This window comes from Microbacterium sp. C5A9 (assembly GCF_022627955.1).
Classification (GTDB): domain Bacteria; phylum Actinomycetota; class Actinomycetes; order Actinomycetales; family Microbacteriaceae; genus Microbacterium.
In genome coordinates, this window is the sequence record NZ_JABXGD010000002.1 from 493,222 (window position 1) to 515,921 (window position 22,700).

Below are 22,700 nucleotides of genomic sequence, written 5' to 3' on the forward strand. Positions count from 1 at the left end.
GTCTGGGTCTCAGTCGCGATCGGCGAGGAGCCTGCGCACCCGAGGGATGACCTCGGTGCCGTAGAGCTCGATGCTGCGCATCATCGACTCGTGCGAGAGCGTTCCGGTGGCGTACTTCAGGTCGAACCGGCCGAGCCCGAGCGTGCGCACGGTGTCGGCGATCTTCGCGGCGACACGCTCCGGCGAGCCCGCATAAGTCGCTCCGGCGGGGCCGATGTCGTTCTGGAATCGCGCACGGCTGTACGGGGGCCATCCGCGCTCGGCGCCGATCGTGTTGTTCATGGCCTCGAACCCCGAGTAGGCGGCGTCCCATGCCTCGTCGTCGGTGTCGGCGATGTGACCGGGAGAATGCACGGCGATCGGGTGAGATGTCGTGCCGAACGACGCCACCGAGCGGTGATACAGGTCGACGAACGGGGCGAAGCGCCCGGCAGGACCGCCGATGATCGCGAGCATGAGCCCCAGTCCGTGCCGCGCGACCCGCACGACGGACTCGGGGCTGCCGCCGACGCCGACCCAGGTCCGCAGACCGTTCGCCGTCTTCGGGAAGACGTCGGCGTTCTCGAGCGACGCGCGCATCGATCCCGACCAGGTGACCGGCTGCTCGGTGAGCAGCTGGACGAAGAGTTCGAGCTTCTGCTCGAACAGAGCGTCGTAGTCGTGCAGGTCGTAGCCGAACAACGGGAACGACTCGATGAAAGACCCTCGTCCGAGCACGACCTCGGCACGACCGTTCGACAGGGCGTCGAGAGTCGCGAAGCGCTCGTACACGCGCACCGGGTCATCCGATGAGAGCACGGTCACCGCTGTGCCGAGACGGATGTTGTTCGTCCGGCCGGCGATGGTGGCGAGCACCATCTCGGGGGCGGAGACGGCGAACTCGGGACGATGGTGCTCCCCCACGCCGAAGAAGTCGATCCCCACGCGGTCGGCCATCTCGGCCTGCTCGACGATGTTGCGGATCGTCTGCGCGCCCGTCAGAAGCTCGCCGTCGTCGCCTCGTGTGATGTCGCCGAAGGTGTCCAGCCCGAACTCGATGCTCATGTCAGCCCTTTCTATTCAGGTGAATGAACACCGGTTCGGCGGCGATCATTCCCCTCGGCGGGACAGAAGCGCCGTGCGAAGCGTGTCGAGCCCCACACCGCCCATGTCGAGGGCGCGCTTGTGGAACTCCTTGACGTCGAAATCGCTCCCGCGCTCGGCCTGATACGCGTCGCGCGTCTGCTCCCAGATGCGCTGACCGACCTTGTACGACGGCGCCTGTCCTGGCCATCCGAGGTAGCGGTTGACCTCGAACTGCACGAACTGATCCGACATGTTGACGTTCTGCCGCATGAAGTCCAGCGCGTAATCCGCGTCCCAGACACCGGTGCCGTCGAGGCGTGGCTTGCCCAGGTGCACGCCGATGTCGAGCACCACGCGTGCCGCACGCATACGCTGTCCGTCGAGCATGCCGAGTCGATCGGCGGGGTCGTCGAGGTAGCCCAGCTGCTGCATCAGCCTCTCTGCATACAGGGCCCACCCCTCGGCGTGCCCCGAGGTGCCCGCGAGCAGACGACGCCAGGAGTTGAGTTCGGCGCGGTTGTACACGGCCTGCGCGATCTGCAGGTGATGTCCCGGAACTCCCTCGTGGTACACGGTGGTGAGTTCGCGCCAGGTGTCGAACTCGGTCACGCCCTCGGGCACCGACCACCACATGCGGCCGGGACGCGAGAAGTCATCGGTGGGGCCCGTGTAGTAGATCCCGCCCTCCTGCGTCGGCGCGATCATGCACTCGAGAGTGCGGATCGCGTCGGGGATGTCGAAATGCGTGGCGCCGAGCTCGGATACGGCGCGGTCGCTGGTCTCCTGCATCCACCGCTGGAGCGCGTCGGTGCCGACGAGCTTGCGGGCGGGGTCCGCCTCCAGGTGAGCGACGGCCTCTTCGACGGATGAACCGGGGAGGATCTCATTCGCGATCGCCGTCTGCTCGGCGACCATCCGGGCGAGTTCTTCGCGCCCCCATTCGTAGGTCTCGTCGAGGTCGATCGTCGCGCCGAGGAAGCGACGCGAGTTGAGCGCGTACAGCTCTCGTCCGACCGCGTCGACCTCGGTCGCGGCCGGCGCGAGCTCCTCGGCGAGGAATCGACGCAGCTCGTCGTACGCGACGCGCGCAGCGGCGGAGTTGTCGGCGAGCGTGCGCGCCAGGGATGCCGGCAGGTTCCCGTCCTCCGGCGCTGCATCGGCGACGAATGCGGCGAAGAATCCGTCGTCTGCGGTGTACCGGTCGATCTGAGTGGCGACCTCGACGACCTGACGGCGAGCGGGGGTGACGCCGGACGCGATTCCGGCGCGCAGCGTCTCGGTGTAGCCACGCAGGGCATCGGGGACGGCAGCCAGTCGGGTGGCGATCACCGACCAGTCGTCGGCGGTCGCGGTCGGCATGAGATCGAACGCCGAACGCACGTCCTGCGCGGCCGAGGCGATCACGTTCAGGTCGCGGAGGTGCCAGTCGGCATCGTGCAGCTCGAGATCGAGAGTCAACTCGGCTGTGAGGTCGGTCTTCGTGATGGCGTCGATCGCGTCGACCGGCTCGAGCGCGCTGAGCTTGGCCAGGGTCGCACGCGTCGCGTTCGCGATCTCCTGATGCCCTTCCGGACTCAGATCACCGAACCGGTCGTTGACCTCATCCCGGCCGATGTAGGTGCCGAGAGTCGGGGCGAGTACGGCGATGGTGTCGACCCAGTCTTCGGCGACCTTGTCGATGGCAGACGGAGTGCGGGGGGCTGCAGTCATCCTTCCAGAGTAGTCCGGCTCGGCTGGCGCAACATATCGGGTGCATCAGCCGAGCCGCGGCGACTCAGTGGGCCGCTTCGTTCCAATCGCGTCCGCGACCGACCTGCACGTCCAACGGAACAGTGAGATCGGCGGCATCGCCCATGCGCGCGCGCACGATCCGCTCGGTCGCATCCCACTCGCCCGGGGCGACCTCGACGACGAGCTCGTCGTGGATCTGCAGGAGCACGCGAGAGCTCAGGCCCTCCGTGCGGAGGTCGTTGTGGATGTGCAGCAGCGCGATCTTCATGATGTCGGCGGCGCTCCCCTGGATGGGGGCGTTGAGCGCCGCGCGCTCGGCGTTCTCGCGCAGCACCCGGTTGGGGCTCGCGAGGTCGGGGAACGGTCGACGACGACCGAAGATCGTCTCGGTGTAGCCGACCTCCTTCGCCTGCATCACCGAGGCGCGGAGGTAATCGCGCACCGCGCCGAATCGGGCGAAGTACTCGACCATCAACTGCTTCGCCTCGGACTGCTCGATGCGAAGCTGCTTCGACAGGCCGAACGCCGAGAGGCCGTAGACGAGTCCGTACGACATCGCCTTGACCTTGGTGCGCATGGCAGCCGTGACGTCGCTCGGATCGACGCCGAACACTCGCGCACCGACGAAACGGTGCAGATCCTCGCCGCTGTTGAACGCCTCGATCAATCCTTCGTCGCCGGAGAGGTGCGCCATGATGCGCATCTCGATCTGCGAGTAGTCGGCGGTGAGCAGGGCGTCGTACCCCTCCCCGACCTGGAACGCGCTGCGGATGCGCCGGGACTCCTCGGTGCGCACCGGGATGTTCTGCAGGTTGGGATCGGTGCTCGACAGGCGACCCGTCTGGCTTCCGGTCTGAACGTAGGTCGTGTGCACACGATCGTCGGCGCCGATCGCCGTGTCGAGCGATTCGATGATCTGGCGGAGCTTGGTCGCCTCACGGTGCTGCAGGAGAAGCCCGAGGAACGGATGCGGGTGACTCTCCTGCAGATCGGCGAGCACCGCGGCATCCGTCGAGTACCCCGTCTTCGTCTTGCGCGTCTTGGGCAGCTGCAGGTCGTCGAACAGCACTTCCTGCAGCTGCTTGGGAGAGCCGAGGTTGAACTCTCTGCCGACGATGCCGAAAGCCTCCTGTGCGATCGTCTCGGCGCGCGTGGCGAGCTCGCCGGAGAAGGTCGAGAGCACCTCATGCGAGACTGCCACACCGGCGATCTCCATGTCGGCGAGCGTGGTCAGGGTCGGAAGCTCGATGTCGGTGAGCACCGCGGCGACTGATTCCGGGATGTCCTCGCGGAGGGCGGCAGCCACCCGCAGAGCGAACCAGGCTTCCTGAGACGGCGTGGCCCCCTCGGTCTCCGGCACCAGCTGGGAGGGATCAGCCTCGGGCAGCTTCTCGCCGAGGTACCGTTCGACCAGATCGCTGAGCGTCTTGTCGGGGAAGCTCGGGCGCAGCAGCCAGCCGGCCAGGCTCGTGTCGTAGGCGAGGCCGCCGAGGCGGACCCCCTGGCGAAGCAGCGCCTTCACCTGAGGCTTGGCGTCGTGCAAGACCTTGGGTGCCGCGGATTCGAGCCACTCGCGCACCGGGGCTGCGACGTCGTCGCTCCAGTCGAGATCCCGCAGTTCGGCGTCGGTCGCGGCGCCGAGTCGCGTGGGAACGCCGCCCTGAGTGACGATCTTCAGAGACACCTCTCCCGTCTGCGCGCCGGCCCAGGTCGCGAACTCGGACCCGCTGATCTCGACCGGTGCGGGAAGCACGACGATGGATGCCGGATCGTCGGCCACCTCGCCGGCGCCGACCGCCTCGAACACGCGAGGAAGGAGCGTGCGGAACTCGAGGCGCGCGAAGATGTCGCGCACGGCCTGCGCATCGATCGGCGTGACCGCGAGGTCGTCGGGAGCGACGGGGAGTTCGACGTCGGTGAGCAGCCGGTTGAGCCTGCGGTTGCGGCGCACATCCTCGATGTGATCGCGCAGGTTGCCGCCGACCACGCCCTTGATCTCGCCGGATCGGTCGAGCAGCTCGTCGAGCGAGCCGAACTGGGTGAGCCACTTCACCGCGGTCTTCTCGCCCACCTTCGGCACGCCGGGCAGGTTGTCGCTCGTCTCCCCCACCAGTGCGGCGATGTCCGGGTACTGCTCGGGGCGCACGCCGTATCGCTCCTGCACGGTCGTCGGGTCGTAGCGCTTCAGCTGCGAGACGCCCTGCACCGACGGGTAGAGCAGGGTGACCTGATCGGTGACGAGCTGGATCGTGTCACGGTCGCCGGAGACGACGAGCACGTCGTACCCCTTCTCCGCGCCCTGAGAGGAGAGCGTGGCGAGGATGTCGTCCGCCTCGACGCCCTCCTTCGTGAGGACGGGGATGGACATCGCCGCGAGGCAGTCCTGGAGGAGCGGGATCTGACCACGGAACTCCTGCGGCGTCTCCGACCGCGTCGCCTTGTACTCCGGGTACTCGTCGGTGCGGAACGAGTGGCGGGACGTGTCGAACGCGATGGCCAGGTGGGTCGGCTGCTCGGCCTTGATGAGGTTGACCAGCATCGACAGGAAGCCGTAGATGGCGTTCGTGTGCTGGTTGTCCTTGGTCGTGAAGTTCTCGACCGGGAGGGCGAAGAAGGCACGATAGGCGAGCGAATGGCCGTCGACGACCATGAGGGTAGGCTTTGCGGAGTCCGTCACCCTGTCAGCCTAACGATGACGGCAGACACTCGCCGAGGAGGAACCATGACCGAGACCGCGACCACTGCAGGACTCGACTGGGCTGCCGCCCGCGGCATGGGCGCGCTCGCCGACAAGATGGGCATCGAGATCCTCGAGTTCACCGTGGAACGCAGCGTCGCGACCATGCCGGTGGAGGGCAACACCCAGCCGGTGGGTCTCATGCACGGCGGGGCCTACGTCGTGCTCGGTGAATCGCTCGGATCGATGTCGGCGAATCTGCATGCGGGCCCGGGTCGGCTCGCGGTCGGCCTCGACATCAACGCGACCCACACGCGATCCGCCACGTCGGGAATCGTGACCGGCGTGTGCACGCCGGTCCACCTGGGGCGCACGGTCACGGTGCACGAGATCGTCGTGAGCGACGATCAGGGGCGCCGCTGCTCGACGATCCGCATCACGAACGTGATCAAGGACGCTCCCGCCGCGGGCTGAGCGGCTCTTCCAGCAGCAGTTGGAAGAGCACGTGGTCCTGCCACTCCCCCGCGATGTGGAGGTACTTCGGTGCCAGTCCGATGCGCTCGAAGCCGTTCGCGGTGAGCACCCGCTGCGAGGCGAGGTTGTGCAGCAGCGTCGCAGCCTGGATGCGGTGCAGAAGCAGATCGTCACGGGCGTACTCGGAGATCGCTCGGACGCCCCGCGACGCCAGGCCGCGACGGGCGTGGCCGGAGTCGACCCAGTAGCCGAGATCGGCGCTGCGGAACGCTCCGCGCACGATGTTGTTGAGATTGACGCGACCCACGATCCGACCATCGTGGGACTCGATGACGAAGCGTGCGCCTCGTCCGTCCGCGGCATCCACGACGCACTGACGCACATGCGTCTCCTGCCACTCCGCGGTGTAGAACGAATCGTCTCGGAGCGGCTCCCACGGAGCCAGGTGATCCCGGTTCGAGGCATAGGCGCGTGCGAGTTCTTCACCGTCTCCGGCGCGGATCTCGCGAAGGACGTGCTCCGCGTCGAGCGGACGCACTCCCCTACTTCTTCGGAGCGAGCTGCTCGATGATCGCCTTCGCGACGTCCTGCATCGTGAGACGGCGATCCATCGAGGCCTTCTGGATCCAGCGGAACGCCTCGGGCTCCGACAGGCCCATCTTCTCGTTCAGCAGGCCCTTGGCACGGTCGACGAGCTTGCGGGTCTCGAAGCGCTCGACCATGTCGGCGACCTCGGCCTCGAGCGTGATGATCTGCTCGTGGCGCGCCAGCGCGATCTCGATCGCCGGGAGAAGGTCGTTCGGCGTGAACGGCTTGACGACGTACGCCAGCGCACCGGCCTCGCTCGCCCGCTCCACGAGTTCCTTCTGGCTGAAGGCGGTGAGGAGCACGACGGGGGCGATGTTGCCCTTGTGCAGCTTCTCGGCTGCGCTGATGCCGTCGAGCTGGGGCATCTTCACGTCCATGATGACCAGGTCGGGGCGAAGCTCGGTCGCGAGCGCGACTGCGGTCTCGCCGTCACCTGCCTCGCCGACCACATCGAAGCCGTTGTCGCGGAGGATCTCGACGATGTCGAGACGGATCAGCGACTCGTCCTCGGCGACGACGACGCGTCGGGGTGCGGATGCCGTGGGCTGCTCAGCTGCCTGTTCTTGCTCGGTCACGACTCCATCCTACTGGAGAGCGTGGTCGCCGTTCCTGAAGGCGGTGGGCGTGGCCGCTGAGCGGTGTGTCCTGCGATAAGGTCGAACACGCGACACACGAGCCGGCGTGGCGGAATGGCAGACGCGGAGCACTCAAAATGCTTTGTCCGAAAGGGCGTGTGGGTTCGAGTCCCACCGCCGGCACTCTCAGTCTTTCGTCCGACCGATCCGCCGCTCGGCCACGATGCGATCTCCGTCGCGATGCGCGCCGTGAGCGTCGCCCCGGAGAGCCGCCGCAGCCGTGATGCCCCGTCACCCTCGATATCATCGGGAGATGACCGATCCCTCCCCCGGTGCCCCCCGCGCCCGGGGCCGATACGCGAAGGGCATCGCCCGGCGTCAGGAGATCCTCGACAAGGCGATCGAGGTCTTCGCCCGACGTGGCTCGAAGAAGACCACGCTCCGTGCGATCGCGGAGGAGGTGGGCGTGACCCACGCGGCCCTCACGCACTACTTCGGCTCTCTGGAGGAGCTGCTCGTCGCCGTGTATCGGGAGTCGGAGCGGCGTACGGATGACGAGCATCCGAAGCAGAGCGATCTGAGCCCCGCGATGATGATGAAGGTCTCCGCCGAGGAGAACCGCACGATCCCCGGATTGGTGCAGCTGTACTCGATGCTGGTGACCACCGCCCTCGAGGAGAACCACCCGGTGGCCCATGAGTTCGCCACGCAGCGCTTCTCCCGGCTTCGGACGGAGATGGCGGGGCGCGTGCGGGCCATGCAGGAGTCCGGGCAACTGCGTGACGATCTCGACCCGAGCCTCGTCGCGGCGCTCGTGATCGCGGCGTCCGACGGTCTGCAGACGCAGTGGCTGCTCGATCCCGCGGTCGACCACGAAGCGGCTCTCGAGATGCTGGACCGCCTGCTCGCTCGCGACTGAGCCCCTGGCTCGGCGGCAGGCGCACGTCCACGCCCCCTGATCACACGTGAAGGCCCTCGGGCCGCCGGTCAGGTCCGGCGGCCCGAGGGCCTGGGTGCGCAGTGCGGTCGCGTCAGAGCGTCGCTGCGAACGGGTCGAAGCCCGCGGGGAGCAGCGGCACGGGTGCGACCGTGCTCTCGACCACGACGGTGGTACCCGTCGCCGCGGCCTCCTGTGCGGAGAGCAGGACGTCGAGCACGTGGAAGCCGAGCTCGCCAGAGGCGACATGCGGACGCCCCTCGGCGATCGCACGAACCATGTCGAGCGCACCGAGACCGCGGCCGACCTCGGTGTCTTCGTGCTCGATCTCGATCCACTCCTGCGTGAAGGACATGCCGTCGCGGATCACGCCGAGCGGCTTCACGTAGGCGATGCGGCCCGCGAACGTGTTCGGGTCGGGGATCACGATCGTTCCCTCGGTGCCGTGGATCTCGACGATGCCGTGGCGCTCGAGCGCGGAGTCGAAGCTCAGCAGGCTCTGCGCCTGCGCTCCGGCCTCGAACGCCGTGACGATCTGGATCGTCGACGGCACCTCCACCGGGAACGTGGTTCCGGCGTTCGGCCCGGCGTGGATCTGACGCTCTTCCCGAGCCTTCGAACCGACAGCGGACACCCGGTCGACGGGGCCGAGCAGGCTCACGAGCGCCGAGAAGTAGTACGGCCCCATGTCGAGCAGCGGACCTGCACCCTCGGCGAACAGGAAGGCGGGGCTCGGGTGCCAGAGGTCGGGACCCTGGGTCTGGAACACGGTCTGCGCGAACAGCGGTCGACCGATCACGCCGTCGTCGATCGCCCGGCGTGCGGCCTGGAAGCCGGGGCCGAGCAGCGTGTCGGGGGCCGAGCCGACCCGGAGGCCGGCATCTGCCGCCTCACGCAGGAGCTCCGCGGCGCCGACGCGATCGAGGCCCAGCGGCTTCTCGGTCCACACGTGCTTGCCGGCGGCGATCGCGGCGCGGGAGACCTCGATGTGCACGGCCGGGATGGTGAGGTTCACGACGAGGTCGACGCCCGGGTGGGCGAGCACATCTGCCGCAGAGCCGAACGCGGGCACACCGTACTTCTCGGCCTGTGCCTGAGCCCGGTCCACCAGCAGATCGCCGACGATGAGAACCTCGACGTCGGGGAACGACGACAGGTTCTCGAGGTAGGTGTCGCTGATGACTCCGACGCCGATGATTCCGATGCCGACCGCGCTCATCGTGCGAACCCACCCTCGACGAGGAACGAGTAACTGGCCGCGATGTCGGCGAAGACGTCACCAGGGGCGTTGTCGTACTCGATGATCGCGTACTTCAGGTCGGTCGCGGCGCGCAGCGCGTCGGCGAGAGGCACGTCGCCCGTGCCGGCGTGACGCTGGTCGAGCGCGCCGGAGCCGAACTCGGGTGCGCCGGGCGCGAAGGGGTTGCTCGCGGGAGCGACGCCGTCCTTGACGTGCGCCGCGACGAGCCGGTCGCCGAGGCGCGAGACGAGCGCAGGCACGTCCTGCCCGCCGACGAGCGCCCAGTACAGGTCGAGTTCGATGGCGACCCGGGCATCGGTGAGGGCCACGAAGCGCTCGAAGGCGGTCTCGCCGTCGAAGCTCTCGACGAACTCCTGTGCGTGGTTGTGGTATCCGACCGAGAGCCCGAACCCGGCCGCCGTCTCGACGAGCGCGTTCAGCCGGTCGGCGATGTCCGTCACGCCCTCGAGCGTGAACCAGCGCTCCGGTGCGACGAACGGGTCGATGACGGTCGTCAGACCGACCTTCGCAGCGGCCTCGAAGACGACCTCGGGAGCAGGGGTCGGGATGGAGCCGTCCGGCGTCCACAGCTCGTCCGACAGCAGCGGCGCGTGGCCGGTGGGTGAGGCGAGTCCGGCGGCATCGAGCGCGGCGCGGATCTCGTCGGGGCGACGCACGAAGTCGAATGCCTCGACCTTGCGCAGGCCGATCGCCGCGAGCTTCTCGAGCGATCCCTCCATGTCGGCGGAGAACTCCGCTGCGAGTGTGTACAGCTGGACTGAGGCTTCTGGCAGGGCCACGGTGACCTTCCTTCGTTGTGCGATCGCTGACGACCCACGTCGTCAGCGATCAGATTAGCAGAAACCTCCATGTGGAAGTTGTCAGAATCGCAGCCCGTCCCCGTGTCGGGATATCAGGTCAGGCCTCGGTGAGTTCCACGATCTCGGAGAGGACGTGGGGATCGGCGAGAACGCGGAAATGCCCACCGGTCTCGAGCCTGACGTTCTTCTTCGCACCACGGAGCTCGCTTCCCTCGGGGATGTGCGGGTCGAACGACGCGTACACCGACACGATCCGGTCGTTCACCTCGAGCCTGCGCGCGAGATCCCGGAGATCCGGATCGGACGGGGAGAACGCCCGCACGGATCGCGCCGGGAACAGTCTCGCGTAACGAGAGCCTCCGAAGGGAGCCGCGATCGCGATCATCGCCCGCACCCGGTGGCCTTCGCCGCCGGTCATCACCGCCTTGCCGGCCAGACCGCCCTTGCTGTGCGCGACGATGATCGCATCCGTCATCTGCTCCCCCACCATCACCGCGGTGACGAGCCGCGCGGTCTCGAGGAGGGGACGCCGGTTGTTCGACAGCGTCTCGACGACGTGCACCGGATGGCCCCGATCATGCAGCGCGGTCACGAGCGGCTGCATGAATCGCCACGTCTCGTAGACACCGGGGATGATGACGATCGGTGCTCGTTCGCCCGTGCGGAAGTCGGCCGGATCGCGACGCCCGAAGGCCGCACGCACCTGCCAGTACACGGCGTACGCATAGTCGGCGATCCACCAGGTCAGACGCCGCCAGGCGGCGATGCGCGGATACGCCGAAGGGGCGGAACCGTGGCTCCGCCCCTTCACTGTCCGTCCGATCAGACGGTCGCCTCCTTGTAGATGGGAGCGGCGCCGTTGACGGCATCGCCCACCTTGTGGACGCGGATGTCGTTGGTCGAGCCGACGATTCCGGGAGGGGATCCGGAGATCACGACGACCTTGTCGCCTTCGGCCGCGAGACCGTTGCTGAGCAGATAGTCATCGACCTGCAGATACATCAGGTCGGTGTGCTGCACCATGTCGACGAGGTTCGACTGGATGCCCCAGGTGAGGGCCATGCGGCGGCGGATGCCGGGCTCCGGGGTGAAGGCGATCATCGGGATGCGCGAGCGCAGACGCGACAGGCGGCGGGCGGAGTCACCCGACTGGGTGAAGACGCACAGGTACTTCGCCTCGACGAACTCGGCGACCTCGAGAGCGGCGAGGGTGATCGCACCGCCCTGGGTGCGCGGCTTGGTCGTCAGAGGCGCGATGCGCTCGAGGCCGTGCTCCTCGGTCGACTCGATGATGCGGGCCATGGTCTCCACGACGACGACCGGGTAGTCTCCCACGCTGGTCTCGCCCGAGAGCATCACGGCGTCGGCGCCGTCGAGCACGGCGTTCGCGACGTCGGACGTCTCGGCGCGCGTGGGCACGGGGCTGTTGATCATCGACTCGAGCATCTGGGTCGCGACGATGACCGGCTTCGCCATACGACGCGCGAGCTCGACCGCGCGCTTCTGGACGATCGGCACGGCCTCGAGCGGAAGCTCGACGCCGAGGTCGCCACGGGCCACCATGATCGCGTCGAACGCGTCGACGATCTCCTCGAGAGCATCGACGGCCTGCGGCTTCTCGACCTTGGCGATGACGGGGACCTTGACGCCCTCTTCCGCCATGATCTCGTGCACGCGGCTGACGTCGGCCGCGTTGCGCACGAACGAGAGGGCGATGAGGTCGGCGCCGATGCGCAGACCCCAGCGGAGGTCATCCTCGTCCTTCTCGCTCAGCGCGGGCACGTTGACAGCCACGCCGGGCAGGTTGATGCCCTTGTTGTTGGAGACGGCTCCGGCCACGATGACCTTCGTCGTGACGGTCACGCCGTCGGTCTCGACGACCTCGACGCGCACCTTTCCGTCATCGATGAGCAGGAAGTCCCCCGGCTTGACGTCGTGGGGAAGGCCCTTGAACGTCGTGCCGCAGATGTCCTTGTTGCCGATGATGTCCTCGGTCGTGATCTTGAAGATGTCGCCCTTGGCCAGCTCGTAGGGGCCGGCCTCGAACTTGCCGAGGCGGATCTTCGGCCCCTGCAGGTCGACGAGGATGGCGACGGCACGACCGGCGTCGTCGGCTGCGCGACGGACGTTCGCGTAGTTGTTCTCATGCACGGAGTAGTCACCGTGGCTGAGGTTCAGACGGGCGACGTCCACGCCGGCGTCGATGAGTGCACGCACGGTCTCGTACGTGGAAGTGGCGGGGCCCAGGGTGGCGACGATTTTCGCGCGTCTCAACAGATTCTCCAGGGTAGAGGGGGGATTAGAACTCAGGCGACGGTGCCGCGGCTCAGCCTACGCGGGCTGAAGGCCGATAGCGACTTCGTGAGGGCGCACCGGCTCGGGCAGCACGGTCGTCCCCATGAGGAAGCGGTCGACGTTCGCTGCGGCCGCACGGCCTTCGGCGATGGCCCAGACGATCAGCGACTGACCACGACCGGCATCGCCGGCCACGAACACACCAGGAACCGTCGACTCGTAGTTGTCCGCGCGCTGGAAGGCACCGCGATCGGTCATCTGCGGGCGGACGTCGTCGGTGAAACCGTCCTGCTCCGGGCCGGTGAAGCCCATCGCGATCAGGACCAGATCCGCGGGGATCTCGCGCTCGGTGCCGCTCTTGGGCACACGACGGCCGTCGATGTACTCGGTCTCCGCGACGCGCAGCGCCCGCACCTCTCCGACGTCGTTCGAGAGGAACTCGACCGTCGACGCGAGGAACACGCGCTCGCCACCCTCTTCATGGGCGGACTGCACCTCGAACACCGTCGGCATCATCGGCCAGGGCTGGTGCCCCGGCCGCTCGGTGCCGGGCTGCTTGCCGATCGCGAGGTTCGTGACGCTCAGGGCACCCTGGCGGTGGGCCGTGCCCATGCAGTCGGCACCGGTGTCGCCGCCGCCGATGACGATCACATGCTTGCCCTCGGCGGTGATCTGCTCGGTGACCTTGTCGCCGGCAACCGCATGGTTCGACTCGACGAGGTACTCCATGGCGAAGTGCACGCCGTCGAGGTCGCGGCCGGGGATCGAGAGGTCGCGAGGAACCGTCGAGCCGGTCGACACCACGACCGCGTCGTACCGGGCGCGGAGGTCGGCCCAGGAGATGTCCTTGCCGATCTCGACGCCGGCACGGAAGCGGGTGCCCTCCTCCTGCATCTGACGCAGTCGGGACTCGAGCTGCCCCTTCTCCATCTTGAAGTCGGGGATGCCGTAGCGGAGCAGTCCGCCGATGCGGTCATCGCGCTCGAAGACGGCGACGGTGTGCCCGGCGCGGGTCAGCTGCTGCGCGGCGGCGAGGCCCGCCGGGCCGGACCCGACGACGGCCACCGTCTTGCCGGTGAGACGCGCGGGAGGCTGCGGCTCGACCCAGCCCTTGGCGAAGGCCTCGTCGATGATCGAGACCTCGATCTGCTTGATCGTCACGGGCGGCTGGTTGATGCCGAGCACGCAGGCGCTCTCGCAGGGCGCGGGGCACAGACGACCCGTGAACTCCGGGAAGTTGTTGGTCGCGTGCAGGCGGTCGATCGCGGCGCGGCCTTCGCCACGCCACGTCAGATCGTTCCACTCGGGGATCAGGTTGCCGAGGGGGCATCCGGAGTGGCAGAACGGCACGCCGCAGTCCATGCAGCGGCTGGCCTGGCGGCGCAGGACCGCCTGGTCGCCCGGTTCGTACACCTCTTTCCAGTCCATGATGCGGACGGGGACGGGGCGACGCTTGGGAAGCTCACGCTCCGTGACCTTCAGAAAGCCTTTGGGATCAGCCACCGGTCACCTCCAGGATGCGGTTCCAGACGATGTCGCCGTCGGGGTCGATCCCCTCGGCGACTGCTTCATCGCGCATGCTGCGCACAGCGGCGTAGTCGCGCGGAAGCACCTTCGTGAACTGGCCTGCGATCTCTTCGAATCGCGCCAGGATGTCGGAGCCGAGCGGCGATGCCGTCCGCTCCACGTGCTCGGCGATCAGGCTGCGGAGCACCTCGAGATCGGCGCGGTCGAGCGGCTCGAGGAGGAGCTCTCCGCTGCTGAGCGACTGCGCGTTGATCTTGCCGGTGTCCAGCGAGCGGATGTACGCCACTCCCCCGGACATGCCTGCGCCGAGGTTGCGACCGGTGGAACCGAGGATCACCGCGACGCCGCCCGTCATGTACTCCAGCGCGTGGTCACCCACGCCCTCGACGACGGCGGTGGCACCGGAGTTCCGCACCAGGAAACGCTCACCGACCACGCCCGACAGGAACATGGTCCCCGACGTCGCGCCGTAGCCGATGACGTTGCCCGCGATGACGTTCTCGTGCGGCACGATCGTCGAGCCACGCGGCGGGCGGATCGAGATGTCGCCGCCCGACAGCCCCTTGCCGACGTAGTCGTTCGAGTCGCCCTCGAGACGCAGGACGATCCCGGACGGGAGGAAGGCGCCCAGCGACTGACCGGCCGTGCCGTGCAGTGTGACATCGATGGTGCCGCGGGCCAGACCCGCCGCACCGTGCCGCGAGGTGACCTGGTGGCCCAGCATCGTGCCGACGGCGCGCTCGGTGTTCGCGATCGGGAGCTCGGCGACGACGGGTTCGCCGTTCAGCAGCGCGTTCTTCGCGATGTCGATCAGCTGCACGTCGAAGTGCTTCTCGAGCTCGTGGTCCTGCGTGCGCCCGCTGCGACGCGGCTCACCGGCAGGGAACGCCGGACCGTCGAGCACCGGGCTCAGGTCGAGTCCCTCGGCCTTCCAGTGGTCGACAGCGGCATCCACCTCGATGAGTTCGGCACGACCGACGATCTCGTCGATCGACCGGAATCCGAGCTCGGCCAGATGCTCGCGCACCTCTTCGGCGATGAACTCCATGAAGTTCACGACGAACTCGGGCTTGCCGCTGAACCGCTCCCGCAGCACCGGGTTCTGGGTGGCCACGCCGACGGGGCAGGTGTCGAGGTGGCAGACACGCATCATGATGCAGCCGCTCACGACCAGGGGTGCGGTCGCGAAACCGAACTCCTCGGCCCCGAGCAGCGCGCCGATGATGACGTCGCGCCCGGTCTTCAGCTGGCCGTCGACCTGCACCACCACGCGGTCGCGCATGCCGTTGAGCATGAGCGTCTGCTGCGTCTCGGCGAGGCCGAGCTCCCACGGCGTTCCGGCGTGCTTGAGGGAGTTGAGCGGGCTGGCGCCCGTGCCCCCGTCGTGACCGGAGACGAGGATCACGTCGCTGAGCGCCTTCGCGACACCCGCCGACACCGCGCCGATGCCCGACTGGCTGACCAGCTTGGTGTGGATACGCGCCTCGGGGTTGGCCCTCTTGAGGTCGAAGATGAGCTGCTTGAGGTCTTCGATCGAGTAGATGTCGTGGTGCGGCGGCGGGGAGATGAGCCCCACGCCGGGCGTTCCGCCACGCGTGCGGGCCACCCACGGGTAGACCTTCTGCGGCGGGAGCTGGCCGCCCTCGCCGGGCTTCGCCCCCTGTGCGAGCTTGATCTGGATGTCGTCGGCCTCGGTCAGGTAGAGGCTCGTGACGCCGAAGCGTCCGGAGGCGACCTGCTTGATGGCACTGCGCCGCTCCGGGTCGACGAGACGGTCGTTGTCCTCTCCGCCCTCACCGGTGTTCGACTTGCCCCCGATGCGGTTCATCGCGATGGCGAGAGTCTCGTGCGCCTCTTTCGAGATGGAGCCGTAGCTCATCGCACCCGTCGAGAACCTCTTGACGATCGACGAGACCGGCTCGACCTCGTCGATCGGGACCGGCTTGCGCGTGCCCGTGCGGAGTTTGAAGAGTCCGCGCAGCGTCTTGAGCTCGGCCGCCTGGTCGTCGACGAGCCGCGTGTACTCGCGGAAGACGTCGTAGCGGCGCTCGCGCGTCGAGTGCTGCAGCTTGAACACCGTCTCGGGACTGAAGAGGTGCGGCGAGCCGTCGCGGCGCCACTGGTACTCGCCACCGGTCCACAGACGCTCGTGTGCGCGTGCCGCCTCGTCTTCGGGATAGGCGTAGTCGTGACGCGCCTGGTTCTCGATGAAGATCTCTTGGATGCCGATGCCGCCGAGCTTCGACTCGGTGCGCGTGAAGTACTTGTCGATGAACTCCTCGCTCAGACCCACGGCCTCGAACACCTGCGCGCCGGCGTACGACGACACGGTGGAGATGCCCATCTTCGACATGATCTTCAGCACGCCCTTGCCGAGCGCGTAGATCAGGTTGCGGACGGCCTTCTCGGGGCTGATGCCCGTGATGTATCCGGTGCGCACGAGGTGCTCGACCGTCTCCATCGCGAGATAGGGGTTGACGGCGGATGCGCCGTAGCCGATCAGCGTCGCGACGTGGTGGACCTCGCGGACGTCACCGGCCTCGACGATCAGACCGACCTTCATGCGGTTCTCACGCCGGATCAGGTGGTGGTGGATCGCCGACACCATGAGCAGCGACGGGATGGGAGTCAGATCCTTGTTCGAGTCGCGGTCGGACAGGATGATGAACTCGGCACCCTGCGCGATGGCCTCGTCGACCTCGGCGCACATCTCGGTGAGGCGCTGCTCGAGCGTGTTCGAGCCGGCGTCGAAGTGGTAGAGCCCGCGGATGGTGACGCTCGAACGGTCGGGCAGCGCCTTGTCGATGTGTCGGATCTTGGCGAGCTCGTCGTTGTCGATCACCGGGAAGTCGAGCGACACGGTGCGCGTGTGGTCCGGACCCCACGACAGCAGGTTGCTCTCAGGACCGAGACCGAGCTTCAGGCTCGTGACGACCTCTTCGCGGATCGAGTCCAGCGGCGGGTTCGTGACCTGCGCGAACTGCTGCGTGAAGTAGTCGAAGAGCAGGCGAGGACGCTTGCTGAGCACGGCGATCGGCGTGTCCGACCCCATGGCGCCGAGCGGCTCGATGCCGTTCTGCCCCATCGGAGTCAGCAGGATGCGGATCTCCTCCTCGGTGTAGCCGAAGGTGCGCTGGCGGCGGGTGATCGATGCCGGTGGATGCACGATGTGCTCGCGCTCGGGCAGGTCCGCCAGCCGGACGGCTCCGGCATCCAGCCACTCCTGCCACGGGTGCATGGTGGCGAGATCGTGCTTGATCTCCTCGTCTTCGATGATGCGCCGCTGTGCGGTGTCGACGAGGAACATCTTGCCGGGCTGCAGGCGGCCGCGACGCTTGATGCGCTCGGGCTCGAACGTGAGCACGCCGGTCTCGGATCCGATGACGATGAGTCCATCGGTCGTCTCGGTCCAGCGACCGGGGCGCAGGCCGTTGCGGTCGAGCGTCGCGCCGACGAGTGTGCCGTCGGTGAAGATGAGCGCCGCCGGGCCGTCCCACGGCTCCATCTGGTTCGAGTGGTACTCGTAGAAGGACCGCAGCTCGGGAGAGATGTCGGACTGCTTCTCGTATGCCTCGGGAACCATCATCATGATGGCGTGCGGCAGGCTGCGACCGGTCAGGGTCAGCAGCTCGAGCACCTCGTCGAAGGATGCCGAGTCGCTGGCGCCGTCGGTGCAGATCGGCAGCAGGGGTGCGACATCGCCGAGCAGCTCGGATTCGAGCTGCGACTGACGTGCGCGCATCCAGTTGCGGTTTCCGCCCACCGTGTTGATCTCGCCGTTGTGGGCGAGCATGCGCAGCGGCTGGGCGAGCGGCCACGACGGGAAGGTGTTGGTCGAATAGCGCGAGTGCACGACGGCGAGCTCGGACATGAACCGCTCGTCCTGCAGGTCGGGGTAGAACGGCTCGAGCTGAAGAGTCGTGACCATTCCCTTGTACCCGAGCGTGCGGGCCGAGAGGGAGACGAAGTAGGCGCCGAGTTCGTGGCCGGCGCGCTTGCGCAGGCGGTAGGCGACACGGTCGAGCGCGATGCCGGTGAGGGGTGCCTGCGCGTGCGTGGCTCCCCCGGCGCTCACGAAGAGCTGCTCGAACGCGGGCCGCGCCTCGTCGGCGAGCTTGCCGAGGTTGTCGTTGACGGTCGGGACCTCGCGCCATCCGAGGACGCGCAGGCCCTCGCCGCGCGCGATCTTCTCGATCCCCGCCTTCTGCTGACGGCGCTCACTGGAATCACGCGGGAGGAATGCCAGACCCGCGGCGTACTCGCCGACCGGGGGCAGCTCGAAATCGGTGACCGCGCGCAGGAACGCATCCGGCATCTGCGTCAGGATGCCGGCTCCGTCGCCGGTGCCGGCGTCGGAGCCGATCGCACCGCGGTGCTCGAGGTTGCGGAGCGCTTCGAGCGCCAGCGCGATGATGTCGTGGCCGGGCTCGCCGCGAAGGGTCGCGACCATCGCCAGGCCGCAGGCGTCCTTCTCGAACGCCGGATTGTACATGCCCTGCTTCGGGGGGTAAGCGCCGGATGCGCCGTACGGAGGCTGAAAATACACCTGTACCGTCCTCAGATCTTCGGATGACCCGGGGACGTCATTGGCCGGGTGGATGCGATGGGGTCCTCACGGACCGGTCTGCTATCGGGAGCTTTCCGTGTCCGTGGGAGCGGTGCTTGTGGCGCTGGCTCCTGCGGTGACTTCTTCGGACGGAGGCTCACTCAGGTCCACGAAATCGGAGGTATTGTCCTGCGATTCTACATCAGCGGCCAGATCGTTCCGTCCGCGACCCGGCTGGTACGGCGACGGCTCGAGACCGAGGTGACGACGCGACTGCACGACGAGGATCGCGAGACCCACGATGATGCCGATGATCGAGGCCCAGACGTTGCTGCGCAGTCCGAGGATGATCTCGCTCGGATCGATGCGGATCGACTCCCAGACGACGCGACCGGCGCTGTACCAGATGAGGTAGATCGCGAACAGCTTTCCCCACTGCAACGCGGTCGCCTTGCGGCTCAGCCAGAGCAGCACGATCACGCCGAGGACGTTCCAGATCACCTCGTAGAGGAACGTCGGGTGGAAGAGCGTGCCCTCGGGGAGTCCGGGCGGGAAGGCGCTGTTGTCGGATTCGATCTCCAGCCCCCAGGGCAGGTCGGTCGGCAGGCCGAACAGCTCGTGGTTGAACCAGTTGCCGAAGCGTCCCATCGCCTGAGCGAGGAGCAGACCGGGCGCCAACGCGTCAGCGAAGGTCCAGAAGCGGATGCCGGTCCAGCGGCAGCCGAGGTAGGCGCCCACCGCACCGCCGATCAGGGCGCCGAAGATCGCGATCCCGCCCTCCCAGATCGCCCAGACCGAACCCGGTTCGAACGGGTTCCAGGTGTTCTTGCCCTCGCCGAAGTAGAAGTTCGGGTGCGTGAGCACGTGGAAGATGCGCGCGCCGATGATCGCGAGCGGCACGGCCAGGATCGAGATGTCGATCACGACCCACGGCTCTGCCCCCCGCCGGGTGAGGCGGTGGTTGGTCAGCAGCACGGCCGCGATGATGCCGGCGATGATGCAGAGCGCGTAGAAGTGGATCCGGAGCGGGCCGAGGTCGATGTAGGAGACCGGGGGGCTCGGGATGCTGGCGAGCACGCCGCTGAAGGTGCTGTGGAGCGCGAGGGACATGAGTGCGATTCTAGTTCTCGTGTACGGGGCGCGCCGAAGACGTGCCGACGGCCAGGTTTCGGGTGACTTCGGCGAGGGCCGGGAGGCCGCCGTCGCGAAGGGCGCGGACGAGCGCGGTGCCGACGATCGCGCCGTCGGCGTATTCGGAGACGCCCGCGATCTGCTCGGCGGTCGAGATGCCGATGCCGACGCAGGCACGGGAGGCTCCCTGCTCGCGCAGGCGCCCCACGAGGGTCCGTGCGGCCCGGTCGAGTTCTGCGCGCTCCCCCGTGATGCCCATGGTGGAGACGGTGTAGATGAATCCCGTCGACGACTCGACCACGAGACGGAGCCGCTCGTCGGTCGAGGTCGGTGCAGCGAGGAACACCCGGTCGAGGCCGGTCCTCGTGCTCGCGGCGATCCAGTCCCCTGCGACATCGGGCGTGATGTCGGGAGTGATGAGACCGGCGCCACCGGCGGCGAGCAGATCGTCGGCGTAGCGATCGACGCCGTACTGGAACACCGGGTTCCAGTACGTCATGACGAGCACGGGAACGTCGGTCGCCTCGGTGATCGCGCGGACCGCGGTGAACAGGTCCTTCATGGTGAAGCCGTTGGCCAGAGCAGCGGTGGTGGCCTCCTGGATCACGGCGCCGTCCATCACGGGGTCGCTGTACGGCGGGCCGAGCTCGATGATGTCGACGCCGTTCTCGGCGAGGGTGATGGCCGCACGGATGCTCGTGTCGAGGTCGGGGAAACCGACCGGGAGGTAGCCGATGAACGCGCTGCGGCCTGCGTCGTGCGCGGCGGCGATGGCCTGCTCTACCCGGCTCATAGTTCGGGCTCCCCCTTCGACGCCGCCTTCTCGGCCGCGCTCTCGTCATCGACGTCGTGCTCGAGCGCCTCGGCGTCGTACAGGTCGAAGTAGCGCGCGGCGGTGTCCATGTCCTTGTCGCCTCGTCCGGACAGGCACACCGCGAGGAGCACATCCGGTCCCATCTCGCGACCCAGACGCAGCGCACCGGCGAGTGCGTGCGCCGACTCGATGGCCGGGATGATCCCCTCGGTGCGGCTGAGGAGCCGCAGTGCCTGCATGGCCTCGTCGTCCGTCGCCGGGATGTACTCGGCGCGCCCGATGTCGGCGAGCCAGGAGTGCTCCGGGCCGACGCCGGGGTAGTCGAGACCGGCGGAGATCGAGTGCGACTCCACGGTCTGGCCGTCGACGTCCTGAAGCACGTAGGTCTTCGCGCCGTGGAGGATGCCGGGACGTCCGCGCTCGATCGACGCGGCATGCCGGGGCGTGTCGACGCCGTCGCCTGCTGCCTCGACCCCGTAGAGCCTGACCCCGTCGTCGTCGAGGAACGCGTCGAACATGCCGATCGCGTTGGAGCCGCCGCCGACGCAGGCGATGACGGCGTCGGGGAGCCGACCCACCTCGTCGAGGAGCTGCTGACGCGCCTCTTCGCCGATGATCTTCTGGAAGTCGCGCACCATCGCAGGGAAGGGATGCGGACCCGCTGCGGTGCCGAAGATGTAGTTGGTGGTCTCGACCGTGGCGACCCAGTCGCGGTACGCGTCGTTGATCGCATCCTTCAGGGTGCGCGAGCCGGAGGTCACCGCGACGACCTCGGCGCCGAGAAGGCGCATGCGGGCCACGTTGAGCGCCTGACGCTCGGTGTCGACCTCGCCCATGTAGATCGTGCACTCCAGGCCGAAGAGCGCGGCGGCGGTCGCGGTGGCGACGCCGTGCTGCCCGGCGCCCGTCTCAGCGATCACCCGGGTCTTGCCGAGGCGCTTCGTCAGGAGCGCCTGCCCCAGCACGTTGTTGATCTTGTGCGACCCCGTGTGATTGAGGTCTTCGCGCTTGAGGAAGATGCGCGCGCCGCCGGCGTGCTCTGCGAACCGAGCCACCTCGGTGAGCGGTGAGGGACGGCCCGCGTACGAGCTGAGGAGACCCGCCAGCTCGGAGCGGAAGGCCGGATCGGCGATCGCCTCCTGGTACGCCACGGTGAGCTCGTCGATCGCGGCGATCAGCGATTCGGGCATGTACCGCCCGCCGTACTCGCCGAACAACGGGCCGTGCTGATCGCGCAGACTCACTGGACCTCCAGGAAACTCTTCAGTGTGGCGACCGGGTCGCCCGTGACGAGGGCTTCTCCGATCAGGACGACGTCGGCACCCGCGGAGCGGTAGTGGGCGACGTCAGCGGGCGTGAGCACGGCCGACTCTGCGATCTTGACGGCCGTGTCGGGGATGCGGTCGACCAGACGGCCGAACAGGTCGCGATCGAGTTCGAGGGTCTTCAGATCACGGGCGTTCACGCCGATCAACGGAGCGCCGAGATCGATCGCGGCCTCGAGCTCATCGGCGGAGTGCGTCTCGACCAGCGGCGTCATCCCGAGCTCGGTGATGAACGCGAACAGGTCGCGGAGCACCGCGGGCTCGATGCCCGCGACGATGAGCAGGGCGAGGTCGGCACCCGCGGCGCGAGCCTCGAGCACCTGGTAGCGGGTCGCGATGAAGTCCTTGCGGAGGACGGGCAGCGACACACGGGCGGTCACCGCCTCGAGATCGGCGAGACTGCCGCCGAACCGCCGCTCCTCCGTGAGCACGCTGATCGCCGACGCACCGCCGGTCTCGTACAGCGAGGCCTGGAGCGCCGGATCGGGGATCTCGGCCAGTGCGCCGCGCGACGGGCTTGCGCGCTTGACCTCGGCGATGACCTTCACGCGGTCCGCGCGGGCGAGTGCGGCGACGGCGTCCTTGGCGGCAGGGCGCGCCAGAGCGTCGCGTTCGACCTCGGCGAGGGGCCGGGTGAGAGCGCGACGCTCAGCGTCTGCGACTGCGCCGGCCGTGAGGTCGGCGAGGACCACTAGTGCGCCTTCGGCTGGTACTTGGGGCCCTTCACGCCGTAGCCGGCCTTGGCCAGCGCCCAGCCGACGAGCGCGCCGATCGGGATCAGCGCGGCGAACACCCAGACCAGGGTGACCCAGATCGGGCTGAACTCGGCGAGGCAGAAAGCCAGCGTGCCGAGCGTGAAGCCGGCGAGCATGATGATCACGGCCGTCCAGGCAGCAGGCGAGTGTCCGTGGCCGGGGTCAGCGATCGGGTTGGTCATGGTCTCCTCCGGGGACG

At 68.0% G+C, this 22,700-nt stretch carries 18 protein-coding genes and 1 tRNA gene; 3 read left to right on the top strand and 16 right to left on the bottom strand.

The genetic code is table 11. The features are described from left to right. Positions 1 to 9: 9 nt before the first annotated feature. The 3 genes from HWD99_RS05635 to polA form a co-directional block, all read right to left on the bottom strand. On the bottom strand, positions 10 to 1,044 hold the full coding sequence (locus tag HWD99_RS05635; RefSeq protein ID WP_241795245.1) for an LLM class flavin-dependent oxidoreductase: 1,035 nt from the start codon (positions 1,042 to 1,044) through the stop codon (positions 10 to 12). A 45-nt stretch (positions 1,045 to 1,089) separates the two neighbouring features. Then, positions 1,090 to 2,775: a DUF885 domain-containing protein gene (locus tag HWD99_RS05640; RefSeq protein ID WP_241795246.1), complete on the bottom strand. Its 1,686-nt coding sequence runs from the start codon at positions 2,773 to 2,775 to the stop codon at positions 1,090 to 1,092. A gap of 64 nt (positions 2,776 to 2,839) precedes the next feature. Then, positions 2,840 to 5,473, bottom strand: coding sequence for a DNA polymerase I (gene polA, locus HWD99_RS05645; RefSeq protein ID WP_241795247.1), 2,634 nt, complete (start codon positions 5,471 to 5,473; stop codon positions 2,840 to 2,842). Positions 5,474 to 5,518: 45 nt separating this feature from the next. Here polA and HWD99_RS05650 point away from each other — a divergent pair, with 45 nt between their 5' ends. Further along, a complete protein-coding gene (locus HWD99_RS05650; RefSeq protein ID WP_241795248.1) occupies positions 5,519 to 5,947 on the top strand; it encodes a hotdog fold thioesterase in 429 nt (142 codons plus the stop codon). On the opposite strand, the gene HWD99_RS05655 is transcribed toward HWD99_RS05650, so the two are convergent. Then, positions 5,922 to 6,485, bottom strand: coding sequence for a GNAT family N-acetyltransferase (locus HWD99_RS05655; protein ID WP_241795249.1), 564 nt, complete (start codon positions 6,483 to 6,485; stop codon positions 5,922 to 5,924). The two genes, HWD99_RS05650 and HWD99_RS05655, sit on opposite strands and share 26 nt — an antisense overlap. Positions 6,486 to 6,489: 4 nt before the next feature. After that, positions 6,490 to 7,110 carry an ANTAR domain-containing response regulator gene (locus HWD99_RS05660; protein ID WP_067118227.1) on the bottom strand — a complete coding sequence of 207 codons (621 nt, stop codon included), beginning with the start codon at positions 7,108 to 7,110 and terminating at the stop codon, positions 6,490 to 6,492. 100 nt (positions 7,111 to 7,210) lie between these two features. On the opposite strand from HWD99_RS05660, the gene HWD99_RS05665 reads away from it, so the two are divergent. Next, positions 7,211 to 7,293: transfer RNA gene (locus tag HWD99_RS05665), tRNA-Leu, on the top strand. A 130-nt stretch (positions 7,294 to 7,423) separates the two neighbouring features. Continuing rightward, complete coding sequence (locus HWD99_RS05670; protein WP_241795250.1) at positions 7,424 to 8,029, top strand: TetR/AcrR family transcriptional regulator; 606 nt, start codon at positions 7,424 to 7,426, stop codon at positions 8,027 to 8,029. Between the two features lie 112 nt (positions 8,030 to 8,141). On the opposite strand, the gene HWD99_RS05675 is transcribed toward HWD99_RS05670, so the two are convergent. The 11 genes from HWD99_RS05675 to HWD99_RS05725 all read right to left on the bottom strand — a co-directional run bounded on the left by HWD99_RS05675 (position 8,142) and on the right by HWD99_RS05725 (position 22,683). Next, positions 8,142 to 9,266: a Gfo/Idh/MocA family protein gene (locus tag HWD99_RS05675; protein WP_241795251.1), complete on the bottom strand. Its 1,125-nt coding sequence runs from the start codon at positions 9,264 to 9,266 to the stop codon at positions 8,142 to 8,144. Next, positions 9,263 to 10,087, bottom strand: coding sequence for a sugar phosphate isomerase/epimerase (locus HWD99_RS05680; RefSeq protein ID WP_241795252.1), 825 nt, complete (start codon positions 10,085 to 10,087; stop codon positions 9,263 to 9,265). Before HWD99_RS05680 ends, HWD99_RS05675 begins: the two co-directional genes overlap by 4 nt. 118 nt (positions 10,088 to 10,205) lie before the next feature. Then, on the bottom strand, positions 10,206 to 10,919 hold the full coding sequence (locus HWD99_RS05685; protein ID WP_241795253.1) for a triacylglycerol lipase: 714 nt from the start codon (positions 10,917 to 10,919) through the stop codon (positions 10,206 to 10,208). A gap of 11 nt (positions 10,920 to 10,930) precedes the next feature. Continuing rightward, entirely contained in the window at positions 10,931 to 12,382 is a 1,452-nt protein-coding gene (gene pyk, locus HWD99_RS05690) for a pyruvate kinase (protein WP_241795254.1), read from the bottom strand. Positions 12,383 to 12,439: 57 nt separating this feature from the next. Beyond that, positions 12,440 to 13,906: a glutamate synthase subunit beta gene (locus HWD99_RS05695; protein ID WP_241795255.1), complete on the bottom strand. Its 1,467-nt coding sequence runs from the start codon at positions 13,904 to 13,906 to the stop codon at positions 12,440 to 12,442. Continuing rightward, a complete protein-coding gene (gene gltB, locus HWD99_RS05700; RefSeq protein ID WP_241795256.1) occupies positions 13,899 to 18,422 on the bottom strand; it encodes a glutamate synthase large subunit in 4,524 nt (1,507 codons plus the stop codon). Before gltB ends, HWD99_RS05695 begins: the two co-directional genes overlap by 8 nt. A 135-nt stretch (positions 18,423 to 18,557) precedes the next feature. Further along, a complete protein-coding gene (gene lgt / locus HWD99_RS05705; protein WP_241795257.1) occupies positions 18,558 to 19,586 on the bottom strand; it encodes a prolipoprotein diacylglyceryl transferase in 1,029 nt (342 codons plus the stop codon). A gap of 10 nt (positions 19,587 to 19,596) precedes the next feature. Beyond that, positions 19,597 to 20,400 (bottom strand): tryptophan synthase subunit alpha, encoded by an 804-nt coding sequence (gene trpA, locus HWD99_RS05710; protein ID WP_241795258.1) that lies wholly within the window; start codon positions 20,398 to 20,400, stop codon positions 19,597 to 19,599. Further along, positions 20,397 to 21,665, bottom strand: a complete 1,269-nt coding sequence (gene trpB, locus HWD99_RS05715) for a tryptophan synthase subunit beta (RefSeq protein ID WP_241795259.1) — start codon at positions 21,663 to 21,665, stop codon at positions 20,397 to 20,399. Before trpB ends, trpA begins: the two co-directional genes overlap by 4 nt. Further along, a complete protein-coding gene (gene trpC / locus HWD99_RS05720) occupies positions 21,662 to 22,438 on the bottom strand; it encodes an indole-3-glycerol phosphate synthase TrpC (protein WP_241795260.1) in 777 nt (258 codons plus the stop codon). The genes trpB and trpC overlap by 4 nt, the downstream gene beginning before the upstream one ends. Beyond that, positions 22,438 to 22,683 (bottom strand): DUF6704 family protein, encoded by a 246-nt coding sequence (locus HWD99_RS05725; RefSeq protein WP_241795261.1) that lies wholly within the window; start codon positions 22,681 to 22,683, stop codon positions 22,438 to 22,440. The genes trpC and HWD99_RS05725 overlap by 1 nt, the downstream gene beginning before the upstream one ends. Between the last annotated feature and the right edge of the window lie 17 nt (positions 22,684 to 22,700).